The 19,495-nt window shown below is 71.7% G+C and carries 20 protein-coding genes; 14 read left to right on the top strand and 6 right to left on the bottom strand.

Features of this window, described 5'->3' with window-relative positions; translation table 11 throughout:
- Positions 1–24 precede the first annotated feature (24 nt).
- The 4 genes from FBZ33_RS12660 to FBZ33_RS12675 all read left to right on the top strand — a co-directional run bounded on the left by FBZ33_RS12660 (position 25) and on the right by FBZ33_RS12675 (position 3,505).
- On the top strand, positions 25–504 hold the full coding sequence (locus FBZ33_RS12660; protein ID WP_141909192.1) for a hypothetical protein: 480 nt from the start codon (positions 25–27) through the stop codon (positions 502–504).
- A complete protein-coding gene (locus FBZ33_RS12665) occupies positions 504–962 on the top strand; it encodes a hypothetical protein (RefSeq protein WP_141909193.1) in 459 nt (152 codons plus the stop codon). Before FBZ33_RS12660 ends, FBZ33_RS12665 begins: the two co-directional genes overlap by 1 nt.
- Before the next feature lie 90 nt (positions 963–1,052).
- On the top strand, positions 1,053–2,570 hold the full coding sequence (locus tag FBZ33_RS12670) for an NAD(P)/FAD-dependent oxidoreductase (RefSeq protein ID WP_141909194.1): 1,518 nt from the start codon (positions 1,053–1,055) through the stop codon (positions 2,568–2,570).
- A 23-nt stretch (positions 2,571–2,593) separates the two neighbouring features.
- The gene (locus FBZ33_RS12675) at positions 2,594–3,505 is read left to right on the top strand and encodes an SDR family oxidoreductase (protein ID WP_141909195.1); all 912 of its coding nucleotides are present in this window, start codon (positions 2,594–2,596) and stop codon (positions 3,503–3,505) included.
- A gap of 12 nt (positions 3,506–3,517) precedes the next feature.
- Here the strand turns inward: FBZ33_RS12675 and FBZ33_RS12680 are convergent, their stop codons facing one another.
- The 3 genes from FBZ33_RS12680 to FBZ33_RS12690 form a co-directional block, all read right to left on the bottom strand.
- Positions 3,518–4,978: a cryptochrome/photolyase family protein gene (locus FBZ33_RS12680; RefSeq protein WP_141909196.1), complete on the bottom strand. Its 1,461-nt coding sequence runs from the start codon at positions 4,976–4,978 to the stop codon at positions 3,518–3,520.
- An 81-nt stretch (positions 4,979–5,059) separates the two neighbouring features.
- The gene (locus tag FBZ33_RS12685; RefSeq protein WP_221629460.1) at positions 5,060–6,241 is read right to left on the bottom strand and encodes a low temperature requirement protein A; all 1,182 of its coding nucleotides are present in this window, start codon (positions 6,239–6,241) and stop codon (positions 5,060–5,062) included.
- 20 nt (positions 6,242–6,261) lie between these two features.
- On the bottom strand, positions 6,262–6,684 hold the full coding sequence (locus FBZ33_RS12690) for a hypothetical protein (RefSeq protein WP_141909197.1): 423 nt from the start codon (positions 6,682–6,684) through the stop codon (positions 6,262–6,264).
- Positions 6,685–6,867: 183 nt separating this feature from the next.
- Between FBZ33_RS12690 and FBZ33_RS12695 the strand changes: the two genes are divergently transcribed.
- Together FBZ33_RS12695 and FBZ33_RS12700 are read left to right on the top strand one after the other, a co-directional pair.
- Positions 6,868–7,956, top strand: a complete 1,089-nt coding sequence (locus tag FBZ33_RS12695; RefSeq protein ID WP_141909198.1) for an S-(hydroxymethyl)mycothiol dehydrogenase — start codon at positions 6,868–6,870, stop codon at positions 7,954–7,956.
- Positions 7,953–8,582 (top strand): MBL fold metallo-hydrolase, encoded by a 630-nt coding sequence (locus FBZ33_RS12700; RefSeq protein ID WP_088947929.1) that lies wholly within the window; start codon positions 7,953–7,955, stop codon positions 8,580–8,582. Before FBZ33_RS12695 ends, FBZ33_RS12700 begins: the two co-directional genes overlap by 4 nt.
- 37 nt (positions 8,583–8,619) lie before the next feature.
- Here FBZ33_RS12700 and tsaA read toward each other — a convergent pair whose 3' ends face one another.
- Entirely contained in the window at positions 8,620–9,048 is a 429-nt protein-coding gene (tsaA, locus tag FBZ33_RS12705; protein ID WP_141909199.1) for a tRNA (N6-threonylcarbamoyladenosine(37)-N6)-methyltransferase TrmO, read from the bottom strand.
- 58 nt (positions 9,049–9,106) lie between these two features.
- Between tsaA and FBZ33_RS12710 the strand changes: the two genes are divergently transcribed.
- The 3 genes from FBZ33_RS12710 (at position 9,107) to FBZ33_RS12720 (ending at position 11,674) form a co-directional block, all read left to right on the top strand.
- Positions 9,107–9,562, top strand: coding sequence for a VOC family protein (locus tag FBZ33_RS12710; RefSeq protein ID WP_088947931.1), 456 nt, complete (start codon positions 9,107–9,109; stop codon positions 9,560–9,562).
- On the top strand, positions 9,546–10,715 hold the full coding sequence (locus FBZ33_RS12715) for a DUF3626 domain-containing protein (protein ID WP_141909200.1): 1,170 nt from the start codon (positions 9,546–9,548) through the stop codon (positions 10,713–10,715). Before FBZ33_RS12710 ends, FBZ33_RS12715 begins: the two co-directional genes overlap by 17 nt.
- 245 nt (positions 10,716–10,960) lie before the next feature.
- Entirely contained in the window at positions 10,961–11,674 is a 714-nt protein-coding gene (locus FBZ33_RS12720; protein ID WP_088947933.1) for a hypothetical protein, read from the top strand.
- A 107-nt stretch (positions 11,675–11,781) separates the two neighbouring features.
- Here the strand turns inward: FBZ33_RS12720 and FBZ33_RS12725 are convergent, their stop codons facing one another.
- Positions 11,782–13,152: a hypothetical protein gene (locus FBZ33_RS12725; protein ID WP_141909201.1), complete on the bottom strand. Its 1,371-nt coding sequence runs from the start codon at positions 13,150–13,152 to the stop codon at positions 11,782–11,784.
- Between the two features lie 356 nt (positions 13,153–13,508).
- Here FBZ33_RS12725 and FBZ33_RS12730 point away from each other — a divergent pair, with 356 nt between their 5' ends.
- Together FBZ33_RS12730 and FBZ33_RS12735 are read left to right on the top strand one after the other, a co-directional pair.
- Positions 13,509–13,820 carry a MazG-like family protein gene (locus FBZ33_RS12730; RefSeq protein ID WP_141909202.1) on the top strand — a complete coding sequence of 104 codons (312 nt, stop codon included), beginning with the start codon at positions 13,509–13,511 and terminating at the stop codon, positions 13,818–13,820.
- 771 nt (positions 13,821–14,591) lie between these two features.
- Positions 14,592–15,158, top strand: a complete 567-nt coding sequence (locus FBZ33_RS12735) for a hypothetical protein (protein WP_141909203.1) — start codon at positions 14,592–14,594, stop codon at positions 15,156–15,158.
- Positions 15,159–15,296: 138 nt separating this feature from the next.
- Here the strand turns inward: FBZ33_RS12735 and FBZ33_RS12740 are convergent, their stop codons facing one another.
- Positions 15,297–16,340 carry an IS30 family transposase gene (locus FBZ33_RS12740; RefSeq protein ID WP_141909204.1) on the bottom strand — a complete coding sequence of 348 codons (1,044 nt, stop codon included), beginning with the start codon at positions 16,338–16,340 and terminating at the stop codon, positions 15,297–15,299.
- A gap of 161 nt (positions 16,341–16,501) precedes the next feature.
- Between FBZ33_RS12740 and FBZ33_RS12745 the strand changes: the two genes are divergently transcribed.
- The 3 genes from FBZ33_RS12745 to FBZ33_RS12755 all read left to right on the top strand — a co-directional run bounded on the left by FBZ33_RS12745 (position 16,502) and on the right by FBZ33_RS12755 (position 19,447).
- Positions 16,502–17,530: a hypothetical protein gene (locus FBZ33_RS12745; protein ID WP_141909205.1), complete on the top strand. Its 1,029-nt coding sequence runs from the start codon at positions 16,502–16,504 to the stop codon at positions 17,528–17,530.
- Positions 17,531–17,696: 166 nt separating this feature from the next.
- Positions 17,697–18,671 carry a pirin family protein gene (locus FBZ33_RS12750; protein WP_141909206.1) on the top strand — a complete coding sequence of 325 codons (975 nt, stop codon included), beginning with the start codon at positions 17,697–17,699 and terminating at the stop codon, positions 18,669–18,671.
- Positions 18,672–18,778: 107 nt separating this feature from the next.
- Positions 18,779–19,447 carry a hypothetical protein gene (locus FBZ33_RS12755; RefSeq protein ID WP_141909207.1) on the top strand — a complete coding sequence of 223 codons (669 nt, stop codon included), beginning with the start codon at positions 18,779–18,781 and terminating at the stop codon, positions 19,445–19,447.
- Positions 19,448–19,495 lie beyond the last annotated feature (48 nt).

Genomic DNA, 19,495 nt, shown 5'->3' on the forward strand with positions numbered 1-19,495 from the left:
GGGGAGCGCTCGTACGGTCCCGGCATGGCTTTTCGCGACAAGGATCTGACAACACCGGGACCGATCACGGTGGACGGTCGACAACTCAAGCGCTACCACGTCGACCAGCCGGAGCGACCGATCGAGCCGGAGGTGGAGAAGGCCGCGTACGACCTGCTGCCGGCGCTGTTGGCCGACGTCGTCGACGACGGCACCCCGGCCGCCGGGTGGGTGGTGCTGCACCGGGGCGCGGACACCGGCGCCTACCTGCTGGCGTACACCTGGGTGTGGGACAACGCGGTGGAGGTCCGCGTCGCCGCGGCCGGGCAGCCGGCGCTGGACTGTCCCGACGACGACCCGGCACACTTCGTCCACCTAAGCCGCCCGGCGGTGGGCTGCGTCTGGGAGTTGGCGGTGCTGGAGCACGAGCGGGCCGCCTGGGTCCGGCACATGCTGACGCCGGAGAGCCCGAATCTGATCGGTTATCTGCGTGACACGCGAGCGGAAGGGCCGGTGGGCCGCTGATGGGCGACTTCGACTTCTTTGTGGGCACCTGGAACGTGGTGAACCGGCGGCTGCGCGAGCGCCTGGTCGGCTCCGACGAGTGGGAGGAGTTCCCCGGGGTGTCGGTCGCGCACGGCTTCTTCGCCGGCGGCGGTCACTTCGACGAGATCACCTTCCCGACCAGGGGCTCGGCCGGCGCCACGATCCGGATCTTCGACCCGGTGGGGCAGGAGTGGTCGATCTACTGGATGAGCAGCGACACCGGCGTGCTGGGGCAGCCGCCCATGGTGGGCCGCTTCGTCGACGGAGTCGGCCGCTTCTACGCCGACGACCAGCACGAGGGACGGCCGGTGCGCTGCCGGTTCATCTGGTCGGACATCAGCGCGACCACCGCCCGCTGGGAGCAGGCGTTCTCCACCGACGGTGAGCAGACCTGGGAGACCAACTGGATCATGACCTTCACCAAGGCGTCCTCCTAACTCCGCGAGACGGCGGGCGGTCTCGCGGCAGTTTCCCGCCATCCGGGTGCGGTGTTAGTGTCCGTCCACCGCCCCGGATGGAGGAACGCCTTGGCCTCCGACCACGTCGACGTGCTGATCATCGGTGCCGGCCTGTCCGGCATCGGGGCCGCCTGCCACCTTCGTCGTGACTGCCCCGACAAGACGTACGCGGTCCTGGAGGCGCGCGACGCCGTCGGCGGCACCTGGGACCTGTTCCGCTACCCGGGCATCCGCTCGGACTCGGACATGTTCACCCTCGGCTACTCGTTCAAGCCGTGGACCGCCCCGAAGGCCATCGCCGACGGCACGACCATCCGGGAGTACGTGCGGGAGACCGCCCGGGAGTACGACGTGCAGCGGCACATCCGCTTCCGGCACCGGGTGCTGCGCGCCGACTGGGACAGCGCCGCCGCCCGCTGGACGGTGCACGTCCAGCGCACCGACACCGCCGAAACCGTGGTGCTGACCTGCTCGTTCCTGTTCGCCTGCACCGGCTACTACCGCTACGACGAGGGTTACACCCCGGCGCTGCCCGGTCTCGACGCGTACGCCGGGCAGGTGGTGCACCCACAGCACTGGCCCGACGATCTCGACCACGCCGGCAAGCGGGTGGTGGTGATCGGCAGCGGCGCGACGGCGGTGACCCTGGTGCCGGCCATGGCGGAGCGGGCCGCCCACGTGACGATGCTCCAGCGCTCACCCACGTACGTCATGGCGTTGCCCTCGCGTGACCGGCTGGCCGACGCGCTGCGGCGCCGGCTGCCGGCGAAGGCCGCGTATCCGGTGGTGCGGTGGAAGAACGTGCTGCTGTCCACCGTCAACTTCCAGCTCAGCCGGCGTGCGCCGGGGCTGGTGAAGCGGGTGCTGCGCCGGGCCGCGAGAGGCCGGCTCCCGGTCGGGTACGACGTCGACAGGCACTTCTCGCCCCGTTACGACCCGTGGGACCAGCGGCTCTGCGTGGCACCCGACGGCGACCTGTTCACGGCCGTCGCGCAGGGCAGGGCGTCGGTGGTCACCGACACCATCGACACCTTCACCGCGCACGGCGTGCGGCTGGCCTCCGGCGACGAGCTGCCCGCCGACATCGTGGTCACCGCGACCGGGCTCAACCTGCTCGCCCTCGGTGGTCTGACAGTGCGCGTGGACGGCGTCGACGTCGACCTGGCGAACAGCGTCGCCTACAAGGGCATGATGCTCTCCGGCGTGCCGAACTTCGCCCTGACCATCGGCTACACCAACGCGTCGTGGACGCTCAAGGCCGACCTGGTCGCCGGGTACGTCTGCCGGCTGCTGCGGCACCTGGACCGCACCGGCCAGCAGGTCGTCACCCCGCTCCCGCCGCCCGACGCGCGGCGGGTGCCGCTGATCGACCTGCGCTCCTCCTACGTGCTGCGCTCCGTCGACGCCCTGCCCAAGCAGGGTGCGGCCGCGCCGTGGCGGTTGCACCAGAACTACGCCCGTGACGTGCTGTTGATGCGGCACGGCCGGCTCACCGACGAGGGTGTGCGCTTCACCCGGGCCGGCGAGGTGGCCACACCCGTCGGCGTCCAGCGTCCCGTCCCGACCAGTCCGTCTGCTCGTAGGTAACCGCCCGGAGAGGAGCACCCATCGTGCAGAGGTTCGACTTCGCCGGCGCCACGGCCGTGGTCACCGGCGCGGCCAGCGGCATCGGCGCGGCGCTGGCGCACGCGCTGGCCCGCCGGGGCAGTGATCTGGTCCTGCTGGACCGTGACGCCGAGCGGCTGGAGGCGGTCACCGCCGCGATCCGCCTCGACCACGCGGGCCGCCAGGTGCACACGTACCTGGTGGATCTCGCCGACGTGACGGCCACCGCCCAGGTGGCCGCGGAGATCGGTCAGCGGCACCCGCGCGTCCGACTGCTGGTGAACAATGCCGGCGTCGGCCTCGGCGGCCGGTTCGACCAGGTGACATTCGACGAGTTCAGCTGGGTGATCGACGTCAACTTCCGGGCCGTCGTGCAGCTGACCCACGCGCTGCTGCCCACCCTCAAGGCGGAGCCGGGCGCGCACCTGGTCAACATCTCCAGCCTGTTCGGGCTGATCGCGCCGGCCGGGCAGACCGCATACTCGGCGAGCAAGTTCGCGGTGCGCGGTTTCACCGAGGCGCTGCGCCACGAGCTGGTCGACGACGGCATCGGGGTGACGTCGGTGCACCCCGGCGGGATCCGCACCCGCATCACCGAGAACGCCCGGATCGGCAGCGGCGTCTCACACGAGGAGTACGCGGCCGGTCGGGCGCAGTTCGAGAAGCTGCTCACCATCTCGCCGGAGCGGGCCGCCGAGGTGATCCTGCGCGGCGTCGAGCGGCGTCGGGGCCGGGTGCTGATCGGCTGGTCGGCGAAGCTGCCCGACCTGCTGGCCCGGGTCCTGCCGGCCTCGTACAACCGGCTTCTGGTCACCGGTCTGAACCGGGGCGTCGTCCGTCCGGCGCCGCCGACCCCCGGCGTGCCCGCGCAACGCCCCGGCGACGCCGCTGTCGACCCGGCCCGTGAAGTGGCGTGACCGGCGTCCCGGTCACGGGGGTGTGCTGCCCCGCTTCTCCTCCTGGGCCAGCACCGCCTCGCGGTGCTCCGGCTCGTCGCGGCGGGCCAGCTCGGCGGCGAGCCGCGGGTCGCCCACCAACCGACCCCGGTTGCGGTGCAGGAAACTCTCGAAACCCCCGGTGTACGGGCACGCCAGCTCGCCGAGCGCCTGCTCCGGTGCGTAGCGGCAGCCGGCACAGTAGTCGCTGATCTCGTCGATGTCGGTGCCGTCCACCGCGTACGGGCGGGTGTCCAGCCGGGCGAGGTCGGCGTACTGGCTCATGCCGATCACCGTCGCGTTCATCACCCAGTCGGTGCCGTCCACGAAGCAGCGCTGGAACCAGTCCGCCAACTCGGTCGGCCGCCAACCTCGCTGCAACGCGTAGTTGCCCAGCACCATCAGTCGGGGCGTGTGATGGGTCCACGCCCGGTCCCGGACGCCGCCGAGGACGTCGGCCAGGCAGCGGGCCTCCACGGCGTCGGCGTCCAACTCGGCGAACCACTCCGGCAGGGGCTCGGTCGCGGTCAGCCAGTTCGCCCCCCGGAAGCGCGGCTCGAAGTACCAGTACAGCTGCCAGAGGAACTCCCGCCAGCCGAGCAACCCCCGGACGAAGGTGTCCACCGCCGTCCGCGGGGCCGTCCCGTCCCGCCACGCCTGCTCGGCGGCCCGCACGGCCGGCTCCGGGTGGAGCAACCCGAGGTTGAACGAGGACGACAGCACCGAGTGCGCGAACACCGGGTCGTCGCCGCTCATCACGTCGGCGTAGCGGCTGTACACCGGTAGCCGGTGGGTCAGGAAGTGCGCCAGCCGGGCCTGCGCCTCGGCATGGGTGGCCGGGTGCCGCCGGGGGCCGTCCCGGCCGACGAACCGCACCCCGTCGGCCGCCCAGCGGTCCAGGTCGCGGCGGACCTCGGCGTCGATGTCGTCCTCGACGATCGGTGGGGGCGGCGGCGACACCGCCGACGCGTCCCGCCCCTCGGCGCGGGCTCGACGCCCCGGCCCGGCCGCTGCGGCCGGCGCGGTCAGGATGTCGTGCCGCCGCTTCGCGTACCGGTAGAAGTCGGCCACCCGCAGCGGGCCGCGCCGGGGGCGGTCCGCCCAGCCGGCGAAGTCGGCCCGGCTGGTGATGAACCCACGAGGTGGCAGCACTGTCAGCTCCGGCACCGAACGGGCGAAACGCAGGGCCGCCCGGGAGTGCGGATGACACACCTCCACCGGCTCGGCGACCTGCGCCAGCGCCTCACGGAACGTGCCGGTCCGCAGCAGCAGCGCCCGGTCGCCCAGCTCGGCCGCCCGGTGGCGCAGCGCGGACAGGATCAGATGAGCCTTCTGCCGGTGCATCGGCCGTCGGCGGAACAGCTCTCGGATCTCCACCAGCAGCACCGGCTGATCGGGGTCGTCGAGGAAGTGTGGCCCGAGCTGGTCGGCCAGCAACCATCGGCGGCGATACATGCCGCAATTCTGCCCACTTTCCGGCCGTCGCAACCGACGCCGGTCCGGCAGTTCGGGCACCGGATTCCGCGCGGCGTCGGGTCAGGCCGGGTCGGACACCGTCGCTGCGGGTCCGAGGTCGCGGCCGCGCAGCAGCACGGTCAGCGTCACGAGGGCGACCAGCAGGGCCGCGAGCACGTACACCGGGGCCGGGCCGAGCGGCGCCAGCAGTGCGAGCAGCGCCACCACCGGGAAGGCGACGACCACCGCGCCGTGCTGGTGCCGGCGCACGTGCAGCACCCAGATCGTGAGCAGGAAGACCGCGACCGGGATGGCCACCGCGTACCCGGCGGTGGTCTCGGAGATGTGCGCGAGGTGCCGCTCGACGTCCACCGTCGCGCCCAGGCCGGCGCCGACCGCGGCGACCGCGCCGAAGACCAGGTAGTGGCCATAACCCCAGATCAAGGAGTACGGCAGCCGGTCGGGCGCCTCGATCGGCCGGTCGAAGTAGAGCCACCAGAGCGCGAACACGATGACCGCGCCGGCAGCCGCGAGCGACCACAGGTCGTGCTCGCCGGCGTCGAGCCCGCTCTGGATCGCCATCGAGATGGCCAGGACCGCCTCACCGAGCACGATGAGGGTGAACAACCCGTACCGCTCGGTGATGTGCCGGGGGTGCCACGGGGTCATCCCGGGGCGTTCGGCCACCGCCGGCACCAGCAGGTCGGCCAGCACCAGCAGCACGAACGACGCGATGCCCCACTCGGCGGGCAGCAACAGCCGCAGCAGCCACCCGAGCTGCACCACGCTCACGCCGATCGCGTAGCGACGCGCCGCCGCGCGGTGCCGGGGGTCGCCGGCCGCCGCGCGGCTCCAGTGCACGACGGCGGCCAGCCGCATCACCACGTACCCGTAGGTGATGACGGTGAAGTTGCCGTCGGCGAAGGCGGGCGGCACCCCGGCCGCCAGGATCAGCGCTCCGCAGATCTGCACCAGCGTGGTGATCCGGTAGACGTCGTCGTCGGTGTCGTAGGCCGAGGCGAACCAGGTGAAGTTCACCCACGACCACCAGATCGCGAAGAACACCATGAGGTAGCTGGTCACGGCGTGGCGGAGGTGCCCCTCGGCGACGTCGTGGTGCAGGCTGCTGGCGGCCTGTGCCACCGCCACCACGAAACACAGGTCGAAGAAGAGTTCCAGCGGCGTGGCCGCGCGGTGCGGCTCGTCGCGGCGACGAGGTCGCATCGGCCGGTAGAACGGCCGCACCGAACGGGAGACGGTCAACGCCGCTCCTCAGGCCGGGCTCAGCGGTGCCACCGACGGCGGTGGGTCAGCCCCTCCAGCACCAGGGTCAGCCCCGCGCCGACCAGCCAGATGTCCTTGGCGAGCCCCGAGCCCTGCTGGGTCGGGCGTACGCTCCCGGGCTCCCGCATTCCCGGCGTCTTCAGGTACAGCTGCACCAGGCCCGCGCCGAACGCGGTCAGGCCGAGCCCGGCCAGCGGCGCCGGGACGAACGGCGCGAGCAGCGCGGCCCCCAGCGCGATCTCCGAGTACGCCAGCAGCTTGGCGAAGCGCGCCGGCTCGAACTGGCCGAGCTGGGGCATGGCGGCGACCGCCATCCCGTGCATGCCCTCCGCGGCGGCGCCCTCCAGGTTGCGCTTGCCCAGACCCGAGTTGAGGACGTACGCGCCGATGCTGACCCGCAACGGCAGGTGTGCGAGCTTCATGGTCACTCCCGATGGCCGTGGTCGAATGCGGCCCGCGTACCCGGGACCGCCAGCGATAACCGCCGGGCCGGCTGGGCTGACCGTGGTGGTCGCGGTAGGTTCGCCGGGGGCCCACCGCCGAGCCCGTGGCACACTCGCCCACCCGGCGTCCGGCCCTGCCGCAGACCACCAGCAGGAGGCGAAGTGAGCCAGGAAGTCCGGGGAGTCATCTCCCGCAGCAAGGGAGCACCGGTCGAGGTCACCACCATCGTGGTGCCCGATCCCGGCCCCGGTGAGGCCGTTGTCCGGATCCAGTCCTGCGGCGTCTGCCACACCGACCTGCACTACCGCGAGGGTGGCATCAACGACGACTACCCGTTCCTGCTCGGCCACGAGGCGGCGGGCATCGTCGAGCAGGTGGGCGAGGGCGTCACCGACGTCGCCCCGGGTGACTTCGTGGTCCTCAACTGGCGCGCGGTCTGCGGGGTCTGCCGTGCCTGCCGCCGGGGTCGCCCCTGGTACTGCTTCAACACCCACAACGCCACGCAGCGGATGACCCTCACCGACGGCACCGAACTCGCACCGGCGCTGGGCATCGGGGCGTTCGCCGAGAAGACCCTGGTGCACGCCGGGCAGTGCACGAAGGTCAACCCGGCCGCCCGGCCGGCGGCCGTGGGCCTGCTCGGCTGCGGTGTGATGGCCGGGCTGGGCGCGGCCATGAACACCGGCAACGTCACCCGCGGCGACTCGGTCGCGGTGATCGGCTGCGGCGGTGTCGGAGACGCGGCGGTCGTCGGTGCGGTTCTCGCCGGCGCCACGACGATCGTCGCGGTGGACACCGACAGCCGCAAGCTGGACTGGGCCCGCCAGTTCGGTGCCACGCACACAGTGAACGCCTCGGAGACCGACCCGGTCGAGGCGATCCAGGCCGCCACCGGCGGCTTCGGCGCCGACGTGGTGATCGACGCGGTGGGTCGGCCGGAGACGTGGAAGCAGGCGTTCTACGCCCGGGACCTGGCCGGCACCGTGGTGCTGGTCGGCGTACCGACCCCGCAGATGCAGATCGAGGTGCCGTTGCTGGACGTCTTCGGGCGCGGCGGTGCGCTGAAGTCCAGCTGGTACGGCGACTGCCTGCCCAGTCGGGACTTCCCGATGCTCACCGATCTGTACCTGCAGGGCCGCCTCGACCTGGACGCGTTCGTCACCGAGGAGATCGCGCTCGACCAGGTCGAGAACGCGTTCGAGCGGATGCACCACGGCGACGTCCTGCGCTCGGTGGTGGTGTTCCCGTGACCGCCCGGATCGACCGCGCGGTCACCTCGGGCACCTTCTCCCTGGACGGGCAGACGTTCGACGTCGACAACAACGTCTGGGTGATCGGTGACGACCGCGAGTGCGTCGTCCTGGACGCGCCGCACGACGTGGCCGCGATCCTCGCCCTGGTGGGTGACCGCCAGGTCCGGGCGATCCTGGCGACGCACGCCCACGACGATCACGTCCGGGTGGCACCCGGGTTGGCCGAGGCCACCGGTGCGCCGGTGCTGCTGCACGCCGCCGACCGGGTGCTGTGGGACATGGTCCACCCGCACCTGCCGCCGCACGGCGAGTTGCACGACGGGCAGGACATCGAGGTGGGCGGCACGACGCTGCGGGTGCTGCACACCCCCGGGCACAGCCCCGGCGCATGCAGCTTCCACGCCCCCGACCTGGGCGTGGTGTTCACCGGCGACACGCTCTTCGCCGGAGGGCCGGGTGCGACCGGGCGCTCGTACAGCGACTTCGACACCATCGTCCGGTCGATCCGCACCCGCCTGCTCACCCTTCCGTCGGAGACGGTCGTGCACACCGGTCACGGCGACGACACCACGATCGGCGCGGAGGCGCCGCACCTGCAGGAGTGGCTGGACCGCGGCCACTGAGCCCAGCACACCGGCCTGCTGGCGCGCGGTCGACGGCTCAGCGTTCGTCGACCGCGCCCAGCACCGACTTGACGTCCAGGACCGGGGTCCCGTCGAGGGCCTCCAGATCTGCCACCTGGACACGCAGGCCGTCCACCGTCAGGACCCGCACCCGGTGCAGCCCGATCGGGTTGGGCCGGTGCGGGGAGCGGGTGCTGAACACGCCGGTCTCCGGCCGGCTCTCGTCGCCGCGCGGGTGCACCGCCAGCACGTCGCGCCGGGCGCGATCCAACCAGGTCAGCACCAGCAGCTCTGCGCCGACGTGCAGGTCGCGCAGGGCCCGTTCGACAGGCGCGTCGAAGATCAGCCACGCGTTTGGTGCGCCCTCGTCGCCCTGACGCGGTGCGCTCGCCGCGTCGGTCAGCGGGGAGACGACCCGCCCGACCGGTCGCAGCAGGTACGTGTCATCGTTCGCCGCCTCGACCACTGGTGCTCCCCTCTGGACGGTCCCAACCTAACCTCGCCGCGGCGCTAGGATCTTGAACATGGCCGCCGACTCGCCCGCCCCCGTTGTCCGTCAGCTGCGACTCGTGGTGGAGGCCGCCGACCACGACGCCGCCGTCGCGTTCTTCCGCGACGCACTCGGCATGCCGGAGGAGGCGGCGTTCAGCGGCGACGGCGACGCCCGGGTGGTGATCCTGGACGCCGGCCGCGCCACCCTGGAGATCGCCAACCCGGCGCAGAAGCGCATGATCGACGAGGTTGAGGTGGGTCGGCAGGTCGCGCCCCGCATCCGGGTTGCCTTCGAGGTGGACGACGCCGAGGCGACCACCACCCGGTTGGTGGCCGCCGGGGCCAGCGAGGTCGCCCCGCCCACCCGCACGCCGTGGCAGTCGCTCAACTCCCGCCTCGACGCCCCGGCCGACCTGCACATCACCATCTTCCAGGAGCTGGGCACCGGGGTGGACGACGATGACCCCGGACATGACGGCGACGTCTGAGCGGCGCGGCCCGCGCGCCGCCGCTCTCACCCCGGCGCAGACGGCTGCCGTCGCGTACGTGCGGTCGTTGGCCGTGGTCGAACGTCCTGCCGCGCTGGCCACCATCGCCCGGCAACTCACCACCGCCGACGTCGGCCACCGCCCGGAGCATCTGCTCGGCGCCATCGGGTCCGGGCGGCTGACCGTCAACTTCCACCCCGACCGGTTGTGTGCCGACGGTCGGACCGTCGCCGACGCGCTGGCCGAGGACGGGGTCTACCGCAGCCAGTTCGTCACCGGGATCTCCAACGGTGGGCTCACCGCGTATCCCGGTGGTGACCGGGACCGCTGGGAGCACCGGATGTTCGGCGGCGCGTACCAGCGGCCCGGCGTTACGCCGGCGCAGCGGCCCACGTACGGCGGCCTGAACCTGCTCGACCACGCGGACGGCGCCTGCCCCCGCTTCGGTTCCTGCCACCTGCGGCTTCGCCCGGCGGCGCTGAGCCGGGCGACCTTCTGCCTCGGCGACAGCCACCTCAGGCCGGAGGTGGTGGGCACGGCCGACGCGTTCGAGGCGGTGCTCGCCGGGCTCCTGGCCGGCGTCGCCGCCACCGGCGAATGCCTGGGCCGTGCCGGGACGGGCGTCGCCGCGCTGGTGGGGACGTTGCTGGACCAGCCGAACGCGAGAAGTGAGCCGGGCGTGCGAGCCCCGCAGTCGCGAGCCAAGGGGGTGCCGACCACCCCGGGCGCGGTCGGTCGCGCGCTCGACGACTACGTGGAGGCCCAGGTCCACGGCACGCTCGACCTCGCGTACGACGTCGAGGAGTTGGTGGTCGACCCGTCCTTCGCCGGCACCCCCACCGGCGCGACCCTGGAATCGATCGCGGCGCGGTTCGGTTTCCCGTTGCGATGGCACCCCGGCTTCGTGCTGGCCGTCGACCAGGTCGACGCGGAGTTCCGGGGCCCGGCGATCCCCGTGCTGGCAGCCCGGGTGCACCGGGAGTTCGCCCGGTCGGGTGACCCGGTGGACGCGGCGCTGATCGGTCGGGCGGCGGCCTCGGTGGTCGCCGAACCGCACCGCTGGGCGGATCGCGGCCCGATCGCGGACACCCTTCAGCACCTCAAGCAGCTCTGGCACGTGCTGGTCCGCTTCGGCACGCCGTACGGCACCTGATCTGCCGGCTCGTCACGTCTGCGCCGATCGTCCGTTTCCGGCCGACGTTCGGCCGCTGTCGTCGACCGTCCCATTTCCCCAGGTGACCGGGACCGCACCTCACCCAGGCCCCGGCATTTCCGGAATGACCGACACGTGAACCTGGTTGTGTCCCCCGTACCGCCGGAGCCCAAACCCTTTTCCGCGGTCATCTCCCGAGGAGTGTTCACCCCGGAGCGCTCCGCACGATCGAAAGGGCAACCATCGTGAAGGTCGACTTCACTCGATGGCTCCCCGCCATCGCTAAGGACTCGTACCGCAAGACCGCGCTGAGCGTGGCGGGTGTGGCCGCTCTCGGTGGTCTGGCCCTCGCGCCGACCGCGGTCGCCGCACCGGTCACCTCCGGACCGCACCAGGGCGCCGTCGCCGCCATCGACCGCGCCACCGGCAAGGCAGCCACCCAGGCCCGCCAGGACGACCAGCCCGTCGAGTCGGGCCTCACCACCGGCTCCGCTACCGGCAAGCCGCCGGCGGGCAAGCCCAGCCGCGACCAACTGATCCCGCACGGCATCGAGGGCGCCCAGTCGCGGGTACCGCTCGACGACGCACAACTGGCCAACGCCCGGGCGATCGTCGACGCCGCCAAGAAGACCGGCGTCGGTGACCGGGGCGCGGTGATCGGCGTCGCCACCTCGCTGCAGGAGTCGAAGCTGTACAACCTCGGCCACCTCGGCGCCTACAACGACCACGACTCGCAGGGCCTGTTCCAGCAGCGCCCGTCGTCCGGTTGGGGCACGCCCGACCAGATCACCGACCCGGAGTACTCCGCCACGGCGTTCTTCACCGCGCTCAAGAACGTCGGCGGCTGGCAGGACCTGCCGCTGACCACCGCCGCGCAGACCGTCCAGGTCTCGGCCTTCCCCTACGCGTACGCGCAGTGGGAGGAGCAGGCGGCGGACATCGTCCAGCAGATGTGGTGACACCCGTACACAAGGCCGGCCGGCTCCCCTTCACGGGAGCCGGCCGGTTTTGTGCTGCTCGGTGTCGTGCTGGCTTGTGTCGTGCTGTTTTCGTGCTGGTCGACTGCTCAGCAGGCGGCGTAGAGGCGCCGGGTGCCGACGCCCGCGGCGTACGCGTCCCGGTCGCTGAACCGGCAGCCGTAGTCCGGCCGGGCCACCACCGCCGGGTCGGTCACGGTGTCGCCGGCCGGGCGCTTGCCGGTGCGTACCCAGGACGTCAGGTCGTCCCAGGCGGCGCCGGCCTCCGCCGGGCTGAACTCGCAGTGCTGCGTGGCTCGGATGGCCCGCTGGACCACCAGCTTGCTGCGACCGTTGCGCGCCACGTCACTGGCGTACGCCTGCTCCATGCTGAACGGGACGAACATGTCACCGAGGCCGTGCAGGCTGAGCACCGGCGCGGTGGGCCGACCAGCGATCCGCGGCACCTCGGTCAGCGTCGGCAGGAGCCGCTGCACCACGTTCTCCGGGGCGACCCGCTGCACTGTGGCGTTGACGTTCACCGGGCTGTTCGGGACGTACCGGGTGAGCAGGTTGGTGGACAGCTGACCGGGCCGCTGGGCGGGGGAGTTGCCGCTGCCGGTGGGCACGCTGATCGAGAAGAGGAAGTCCTTCCACACCGCGAACGCGGCGTCGGCTCCCGGACGCGGCCCGCCCGAACGGTTCACCGTGATCGCCCGCAGTTGCCTGCCCCGCTCGGTGGTGGTGTCCGGCCCGGTGGGAGTCAACCCGGCCAGACCGAGTGCCACCTGGATGCGGGGCACCGCGTTGGTCAGGTAGTCGGCCGGGGTGGGATAGGCCGGCACCTCGGCGAGCGCCTGCGCGACCAGGTTGTAGTCCAGGTAGAAGTCCAGCAGCGTCTGATCGCCGAGCACCCCGCACATCGGCAGCGCCCCGTCGTAGTAGCCGGGATACTGCTCCAGGGAACGCCCGATGACGTATCCGCCCATGGACACCCCGGCGATGTAGGTGTGCTGCGGCCTGCGGACCGTCCGCCCGAAGTGGTCGGCGAGATCCTTGGTGCCCAGCACCCCCGACCGGATGTTGAAGCCGTTGCGGTCGTACGACGACGACGCCCACGCGTACCCCTGCTCCAGCAGTCGCTGGCGCAGCCCGAAGCCCGGCTGCTCCGGTGACAGCACCGTGCCCTGGCCCCGGTAGCCGTGCGCCCACAGAACCAGGTCACCGTTCCACCGGGCGGGGACCTCGATGATGTACCCGGCGTGGCGGTGCACGCCCTGACGTACCGTCGTCGGCTTGCCGCCCACGACCAGCGGAGCCAGCGGCGGATTCTCGATGGTGTACCCGGGCAGCGGCTCGCCGCCTTTCGGGTCGCGACCGGTGGCGCTGGCCGGCGCGGCGCCGGCCAGACCGACCGCCAGGGTCAGCGTCGCGGTGGCGGCGAGCAGCCGGCGAAGGGTACGAACGGGTGTGGACAGCATCGATGCTCCCCATCGGACGGACGTCGCCCGGGGGCGACCAGGCGGGACGGTTGCCTACCGGCCGGTAGCGTCCTGAACCTAGGACCGCCGTCGAACAGTGTCAATGGCTACGCTGATTGGCCGGTCAAGCACGGCTGTCCGGCCGATCAGCCCGGGGCGCTCCCCATGCCGGCGCTCTCGTCGGCGGCTGTCCTCGTGTTCCGTCTCGTGGTGCCGGGGCGGCGCTCTCGGCGGCGTCCGCCCTCGTCGGCGTCCGCCCTCGTGTTCCGGGCGGCGTTCCCTTCTTTGGCCAGGCGTCTGTCGTTCGCCGTACCCGGTCGCGCGGGTCGGTGAGTCGGTCAGGTTGACTGGTCGCCGTGGACGAGTCGATCTGGGAGGCGGCCCGCGCGTCGCGTAGCTGGTTGGACGCGGCGAACGGGGCCGGGCAAACCGAACTGACCTGCCGCATCCTCAAGCTGACCGAGGAGGCGGGGGAGGCGTCGGCCGCCTGGATCGGTCTGCTCGGGCAGAATCCGCGCAAAGGTGTCACCCACACGCGCGACGATGTCGCGGCAGAGTTGGCCGACGTCGCCTTCACGGCGTTGGTGGCCATCGAGAGCCTGGGGCTGGACGCGCAGACGGTCCTGGACGCCTGCGCCGCGAAGGTGCGCTCCCGCCTCTCGGGCTGAGTGGCACTCGCTCGTGGTGATCGACTCGGCTTTCACGAAGTCGGGGTGTCATGCCGTCCCGGATGCGCCGATATTCAGAAAGCCGAGTGGATCAAGGTCAATCGGGTGGCCCTGGGGCCCAGTCATGTTCGACGCGTAGGGGCGTCTGCCCGTTATAGGTATTTGTGTCGGGTGCGCCGATGATCGCGGTACGAGGTTCGGGGCCTTCGGGGCGTTTGGCCTGTGACCGGTCGCACCGGTGGGTCGGAATGATGGCCGGGGCGGGGTCGTTACACACTCTGACGATCGCAGGACCATCGGTTAACCGCCCCGCCCACCGGGGTTGGAACAGCTGGTGGCGGGGTTGGAATGCCGCCCCGGTCCGCATCGTTGAAGCCTCCCCAGCACCCGCGCTCCATCGGGTGCGACGGGATGGCCCGGCCTGCGGAATGACCCCGGGCCCCCGGTCGTTGCAGTCCCGACGAGCGACCACCCGACTACCGCATCGCACGAGTGGACGTCGGGGAGCCACCCGGGAATGACCCCCGGACCCCGGTCGTTACAGATGGACCCGGCGCCACAAGCCCGCGCTTGTCACCGCCGACCCCGGCGCCCGAGCCCCCCGGCTCGCAGGTCGCCGACCCGGCCCCCGCAAGCCCCCCGCTTGACGGTGCCGATCTCCCCCAGACTTTTCCCCTTGTTTGATGCAGCGCCGGACGAGGTGCTCACACCCTTGGTCGCCGACCCCCATTGGTGGCCCGGGTGTTTCCTACCCCCGAAGGAGCTACCCCCATGAACACGATCTTCCGTAAGAGCATGTTGTCTGTTGCTGGTCTCGCGTTCGCCGGTGGTGTCTTCGCCGGCCCGATCGCCGCCCACGCTGCCAGCCCGGCCGTGGATGGCAAGCCGGTGGCGGTGGCGGTGCAGTCGGCCGCTCCGAAGCCCCAGGGCGAGCAGTCCCACATCACGTTGAATGATGAGCAGACCGCGAACGTCAAGGCGATCATCGCCGCGACGAAGAAGGCCGGCCTGCCCGAGCGCGCCGCGGTCATCTCCATCGCGACGAGCCTGCAGGAATCCAAGCTGGAGAACCTGGGCCACCTCGGCGACGCCAATGACCATGACTCGCTGGGCCTGTTCCAGCAGCGCCCGACCAGTGGTTGGGGCACGCCGGAGCAGATCACGGACCCGGCCTACTCCACGACTGCGTTCCTCAAGGGCCTCCGCCAGGTCGACGGGTGGCAGGACATGGCGCTGACCGACGCCGCGCAGACCGTCCAGGTCTCCGCCTACCCCGACGCCTACGCCCAGTGGGAACAGCAGGCCACCGACCTCGTCGGCCAGCACTGGAACAGCTGACACCAACACACACCGCACAGCACAGCTGGCCGGCACCCCCACCCCGGGGTGCCGGCCAGCGGCATATCCCGCACAACCACAAGAACACCGACAACCAGGCCCGGCAGATCTTGGACACTTTCCGTTAGCCGGGCGGGCTCAACTGGTGGTTGCAACACCTAGGAGCTGGGTCATTTTCTCACCTGGGGTGGCCCAGCCCAGGGTCATGCGGGGGCGGTCGTTGAGTTCGTCGGCGACGTGGTCGAGGCCGGCCTGGTCGATGGTGGTGAAGTCGAATTGGCCTTTGGGGAAGTACTGGCGCAGCAGTCCGTTGGTGTTCTCGTTGCTGCCGCGTTGCCAGGGGCTGTGGGGGTCGCAGAAGTAGACCGGGCAGTCGGTGGCGATGGTGAAGTCACGGTGCCGGGCCATCTCGACGCCCTGGTCCCAGGTCAGCGAGGCCCTCAACCGCTGCGGTAGCCACCTCATCGCCGCGGCCAACTGGGACACGACGTGTTCGGACACCTTGCCCTCGGGCAGCCCGACCAGGATCACGAACCGGGTAGCGCGTTCCACCAGCGTGGCGATCGCGGAACCACCACGCCCACCCCGACGGACCCCCTCGAGGAGATCACCCTCCCAATGACCCGGCACCGCCCGGTCAGCGACCTCAGCTGGCCGGTCAGCGATACGCAGGTTCACCCAGGGCCTAGCCGAGCGCACCGCCCCGGCCGGCGCGGCCCGACGGCGGCGAGCGGCCCGACCCGACCGCAACGCCACCTGCCGCGTCAACTCCGCGCGCAGGTTGCCCCGCGCCTGCAGGTAGATCGCCTGGTAAATCGTCTCGTGCGACACCCACATCTCCGGCATGTCCGGGAACTGCGCCCGCAGCCGGGCACTGATCTGCTGCGGCGAACGACGTCGACGCAGCATATCCAGCACCACCTGACGCAACGGCCCGTCAACGGCCAACCGCGCCACCCGCCCGCAGCGGTTATGCCGCAGAAACGACGCCCACTGCGCCATCAACGGCTGATACCGCTGCCCATAATGCTCGAACCGACCCACCTCCCGCGAGATCGTCGACACCGACCGCCCCAACCTTCGCGCGATCGACCGCAACGACTCACTCGCAGCCCGACCCAACCCGATCTGCTCCCGCTCAAACGGACTCAACCTCGACGCCATAACCACCCCAACGAACATCACGGAAGGGTGTTGCAACCACCAGTTGAGCCCGCCCCGCTAACGGAAACTGTCCAAGATCTCGCGTTGACGACGCGGCGGAGTGCCGTGATCGGCGCGGAGTGATCCGATCGGCGGACGGGTACGTACCTCCCGACGGGGACCGGCGGAGGGACAGAGGTATGGCCGCGGTGGGGTACGGCACGGATCGCGAACCGGAGTCACCGCCGGAACCTGCCGGCGACGCCACACCAGGGCGCTGGTCCACCGGGGTTCGCCTGTTGGTGGCTGCCGCAGCCGTCGTGCTTGTCCTTGGCGCGGCCGCCGTGGCTGTGATCGTCGCCGACCCTGACCGCCTCGGCGTGACCTACTCCGGCGCACCCGACGGCACCCGAGCAGACGGCACGCGACCGGACGGCACGCGACCGGACGGCACGCGACCGGACGGCACGCGACCGGACGGCACGCGAGTAGATGGCACCCGACCGGACGGCACCTGGCCCGGTGACGCCGGCCGTCCCGGAGGTGCCGACCCGGACTCGGCTGACGGCCGACCGGGTGCCGCTGGCGGGGAGTTGCTGACCGCGCCGCTGGCGGGCCGCCAGAAGGGCACCTTCGTGCTCGCGGACGGGCTGTCCTCGTTCGAGCTGGGGGTGGCTGATCTGGGGGATGACCTGTACCGGATCAGCAGCCCGGCAGGTTCGGGTGTGCTGGGTCGACCGACTGTGGTCGGCGAGACCGTCCGGCTTGAGGTCGTGAAGTCAGGGGCTTCCGAGACGCGCAGCCTGCGGGTGGCGCTCAACGAGCGGGTCGCCTGGCGTCTTCAGCTCGTCGGCGGGGTGAGCAGTCAGGTGCTGGATCTGACCCGAGCCCGGCTGCTGGGGGTGGAACTCGCCGGCGGGTCGTCGCGCACCGAGATCCTGCTGCCACCGATCACCGCCACCAGCACCGGCAACGCGAGCGACCCGAGCATCATGACCGTACGACTCATCGGTGGGACCAGCCAGCTCGACATCCGGGCCGCCGGGGAGACGCCGGTGCGGGTCCGCGTGGGAGCTGGCGCCGGCTCGGTTGCGGTACGCGATGACCGCTGGGATGGGGTGGCGGCGGGTGCGGTGTTGAGTACGCCGGGCTGGGACCGCTCGGCCGCGCGGTTGTTCCTGGATCTGGTCGCGGGCGCCAACACCGTGACCGTGTCCGCCAACCGGTAAGCCAGCAACCGCTGAGCCCAACCCCACCCCGCTGCGCCCAACCCGCTGCACCCAACCCCCTGCGCCCAACCCGCTGTGCAAGAAGCCGCTGAGCCAACCCGGCGGACCCCACCCGCCCTGCTGGAAGCGCCGCGGTCGTGGGCGGGCGTGAGCGTACAGTCGGGCGGTGGAGCGTACTGAATCGATGCTGGCGCAGACCCGACCACCTGGTGTGGCCGACGTTGATCCCGGCAGCGTGCTGCTGCCCGGCCACGACGTGCCGTTGGGTCGGTACACCACGGTGCGGCGACTGCTGCCGCAGCGTCCCCGCCGGATGGTTGGCGCGTGGTGTTTCGTCGACCATTTCGGCCCGGACGATGTGGAGCAGCGGCCTGGCATGGAGGTGCCGCCGCACCCGCACACCGGTCTGCAGACGGTGACCTGGTTGCTGGAAGGGGAGATCCTGCACCGGGACAGCCTCGGCAACGTGCAGCCGATCCGGCCCGGTCAGCTCAACGTGATGACTTCCGGTAACGGGATCGCCCACTCGGAGCGGTCGCCGGCCGTCCACCCGCCGGTGATGCACGGCGTGCAGCTCTGGGTGGCTCTGCCGGACCCCGCGCGGGCCGGGGCAGCGGACTTCGCGCACCACGCGGACCTGCCGCGCTGGCGCGACGGCGATCTGGACTGCACCCTGCTGGTCGGCGAGTTCGGCGGGCATCGGTCACCGGCGGTGGTGCACACCCCGCTGGTGGGTGTGCAGGTCGAGCTGGGTGGCGAGGCGCCGACGACGCTGTCGCTGCGGCCCGATTTCGAGTACGCGTTGCTGGCGATGTCCGGGTCGGCGGAGGCCGCCGGGGTCGGGTTCGAGCCGGGGGCGTTGCTCTATCTGGGCTCGGGCCGCCGCGAGCTGACCGTGCGCGGTGGGGCCGGGGCGCGGTTGTTGCTGCTGGGCGGTACGCCGTTCGAGGAGCCGCTGGTGATGTGGTGGAACTTCGTGGGCCGCTCCCACGAGGAGATCGCCGCCGCACGGGAGGACTGGATGGCGGGGGACCGACGATTCGGGGTGGTCGCCGACGACTCGGCGCCTCCGCTGCCGGCGCCCGCCCTGCCCACGACCCGTCTCAAGGCCCGCGACCGCACCGGCGGCCTGCACGGCTGACACCACGCCAGGGCGCCCACGCCAGGGCCACACGCAGGCCCGAGGCCTGCACGGGCGCCAGCACATCGCGGCCCGTGTGACCCACTGTCGCGCGGGTAGTCGTCGACATGCCGACCACTCTGATCACCCCGGTCGAGGACCGGAAGCGCCTGGCGCGCCGGCTCGCCGGCAGCGGGCGGGGCTTCGCCGAGCAGTACGGCTTTCGGGTGACCAACAACCCGGCGAGCCTGTTCCAGGTGCTCTATCTCGCGGTGCTGCTGGCCCGTCGGGGTGACTTCCGCCGGGCGTTGGACGGGGCCCGGGCGTTGCGTGACGAGGGGTGGGACAGCGCCGCGAGGCTGGCCCGGTCGTTGCACGAGGACCGGGTACGGGTGCTGCGCGCCAGCGGTCAGCGCGGTGACGTGGACGCGTTGGCCAGCGCGCTCGGTGACCTGGGCCGCTCTGTGGTCGAGCGGTACCGGGGCGATCTGCGCCGGTTGCGGGCGGTGGCGCACCACGATCCGGTCCGGGAGCGGGCGCTCCTCGCCGAGCTTCCCGGCGTGGACGATCAAGTCGTCGACCTGTTTCTGCGTGAGGCGCAGGCACTGTGGCGGGAGGTGGCCCCGGTTGCGGACCGGCGGGCGTTGGCCGCGGCCCGTCGCCTCGGGCTGGGCAGGTCGGCGAACGACCTGGCCGGCCTGGCCAGCGGTGAGTCGGAGCAACTGGCCTGGTTGGTGGGGGCGCTGGCCCGGGTCGACCTTGAGCACCGGTACGCGGAGGTCACCGGCAGGCCGTGACGTGCCCTGGCCCACACTTCGCCAAATTCTGACCAAACGGAGGATGTT

It is taken from the genome of Micromonospora sp. A202 (assembly GCF_006715105.1).
In the GTDB taxonomy this organism is placed as follows: domain Bacteria; phylum Actinomycetota; class Actinomycetes; order Mycobacteriales; family Micromonosporaceae; genus Micromonospora; species Micromonospora zamorensis.

Bases quoted from the DNA above. Each gene is read 5' to 3' on its own strand.
- FBZ33_RS12660 (WP_141909192.1), top strand. From the start codon at position 25: ATGGCTTTTCGCGACAAGGATCTGACAACACCGGGACCGATCACGGTG.
- FBZ33_RS12665 (WP_141909193.1), top strand. From the start codon at position 504: ATGGGCGACTTCGACTTCTTTGTGGGCACCTGGAACGTGGTGAACCGG.
- FBZ33_RS12680 (WP_141909196.1), bottom strand. From the start codon at position 4,978: ATGTATCGCCGCCGATGGTTGCTGGCCGACCAGCTCGGGCCACACTTC.
- FBZ33_RS12690 (WP_141909197.1), bottom strand. From the start codon at position 6,684: ATGAAGCTCGCACACCTGCCGTTGCGGGTCAGCATCGGCGCGTACGTC.
- FBZ33_RS12710 (WP_088947931.1), top strand. From the start codon at position 9,107: ATGGCCGCCGACTCGCCCGCCCCCGTTGTCCGTCAGCTGCGACTCGTG.
- FBZ33_RS12715 (WP_141909200.1), top strand. From the start codon at position 9,546: ATGACGGCGACGTCTGAGCGGCGCGGCCCGCGCGCCGCCGCTCTCACC.
- FBZ33_RS12725 (WP_141909201.1), bottom strand. From the start codon at position 13,152: ATGCTGTCCACACCCGTTCGTACCCTTCGCCGGCTGCTCGCCGCCACC.
- FBZ33_RS12735 (WP_141909203.1), top strand. From the start codon at position 14,592: ATGAACACGATCTTCCGTAAGAGCATGTTGTCTGTTGCTGGTCTCGCG.
- FBZ33_RS12740 (WP_141909204.1), bottom strand. From the start codon at position 16,340: ATGTTCGTTGGGGTGGTTATGGCGTCGAGGTTGAGTCCGTTTGAGCGG.
- FBZ33_RS12745 (WP_141909205.1), top strand. From the start codon at position 16,502: ATGGCCGCGGTGGGGTACGGCACGGATCGCGAACCGGAGTCACCGCCG.
- FBZ33_RS12755 (WP_141909207.1), top strand. From the start codon at position 18,779: ATGCCGACCACTCTGATCACCCCGGTCGAGGACCGGAAGCGCCTGGCG.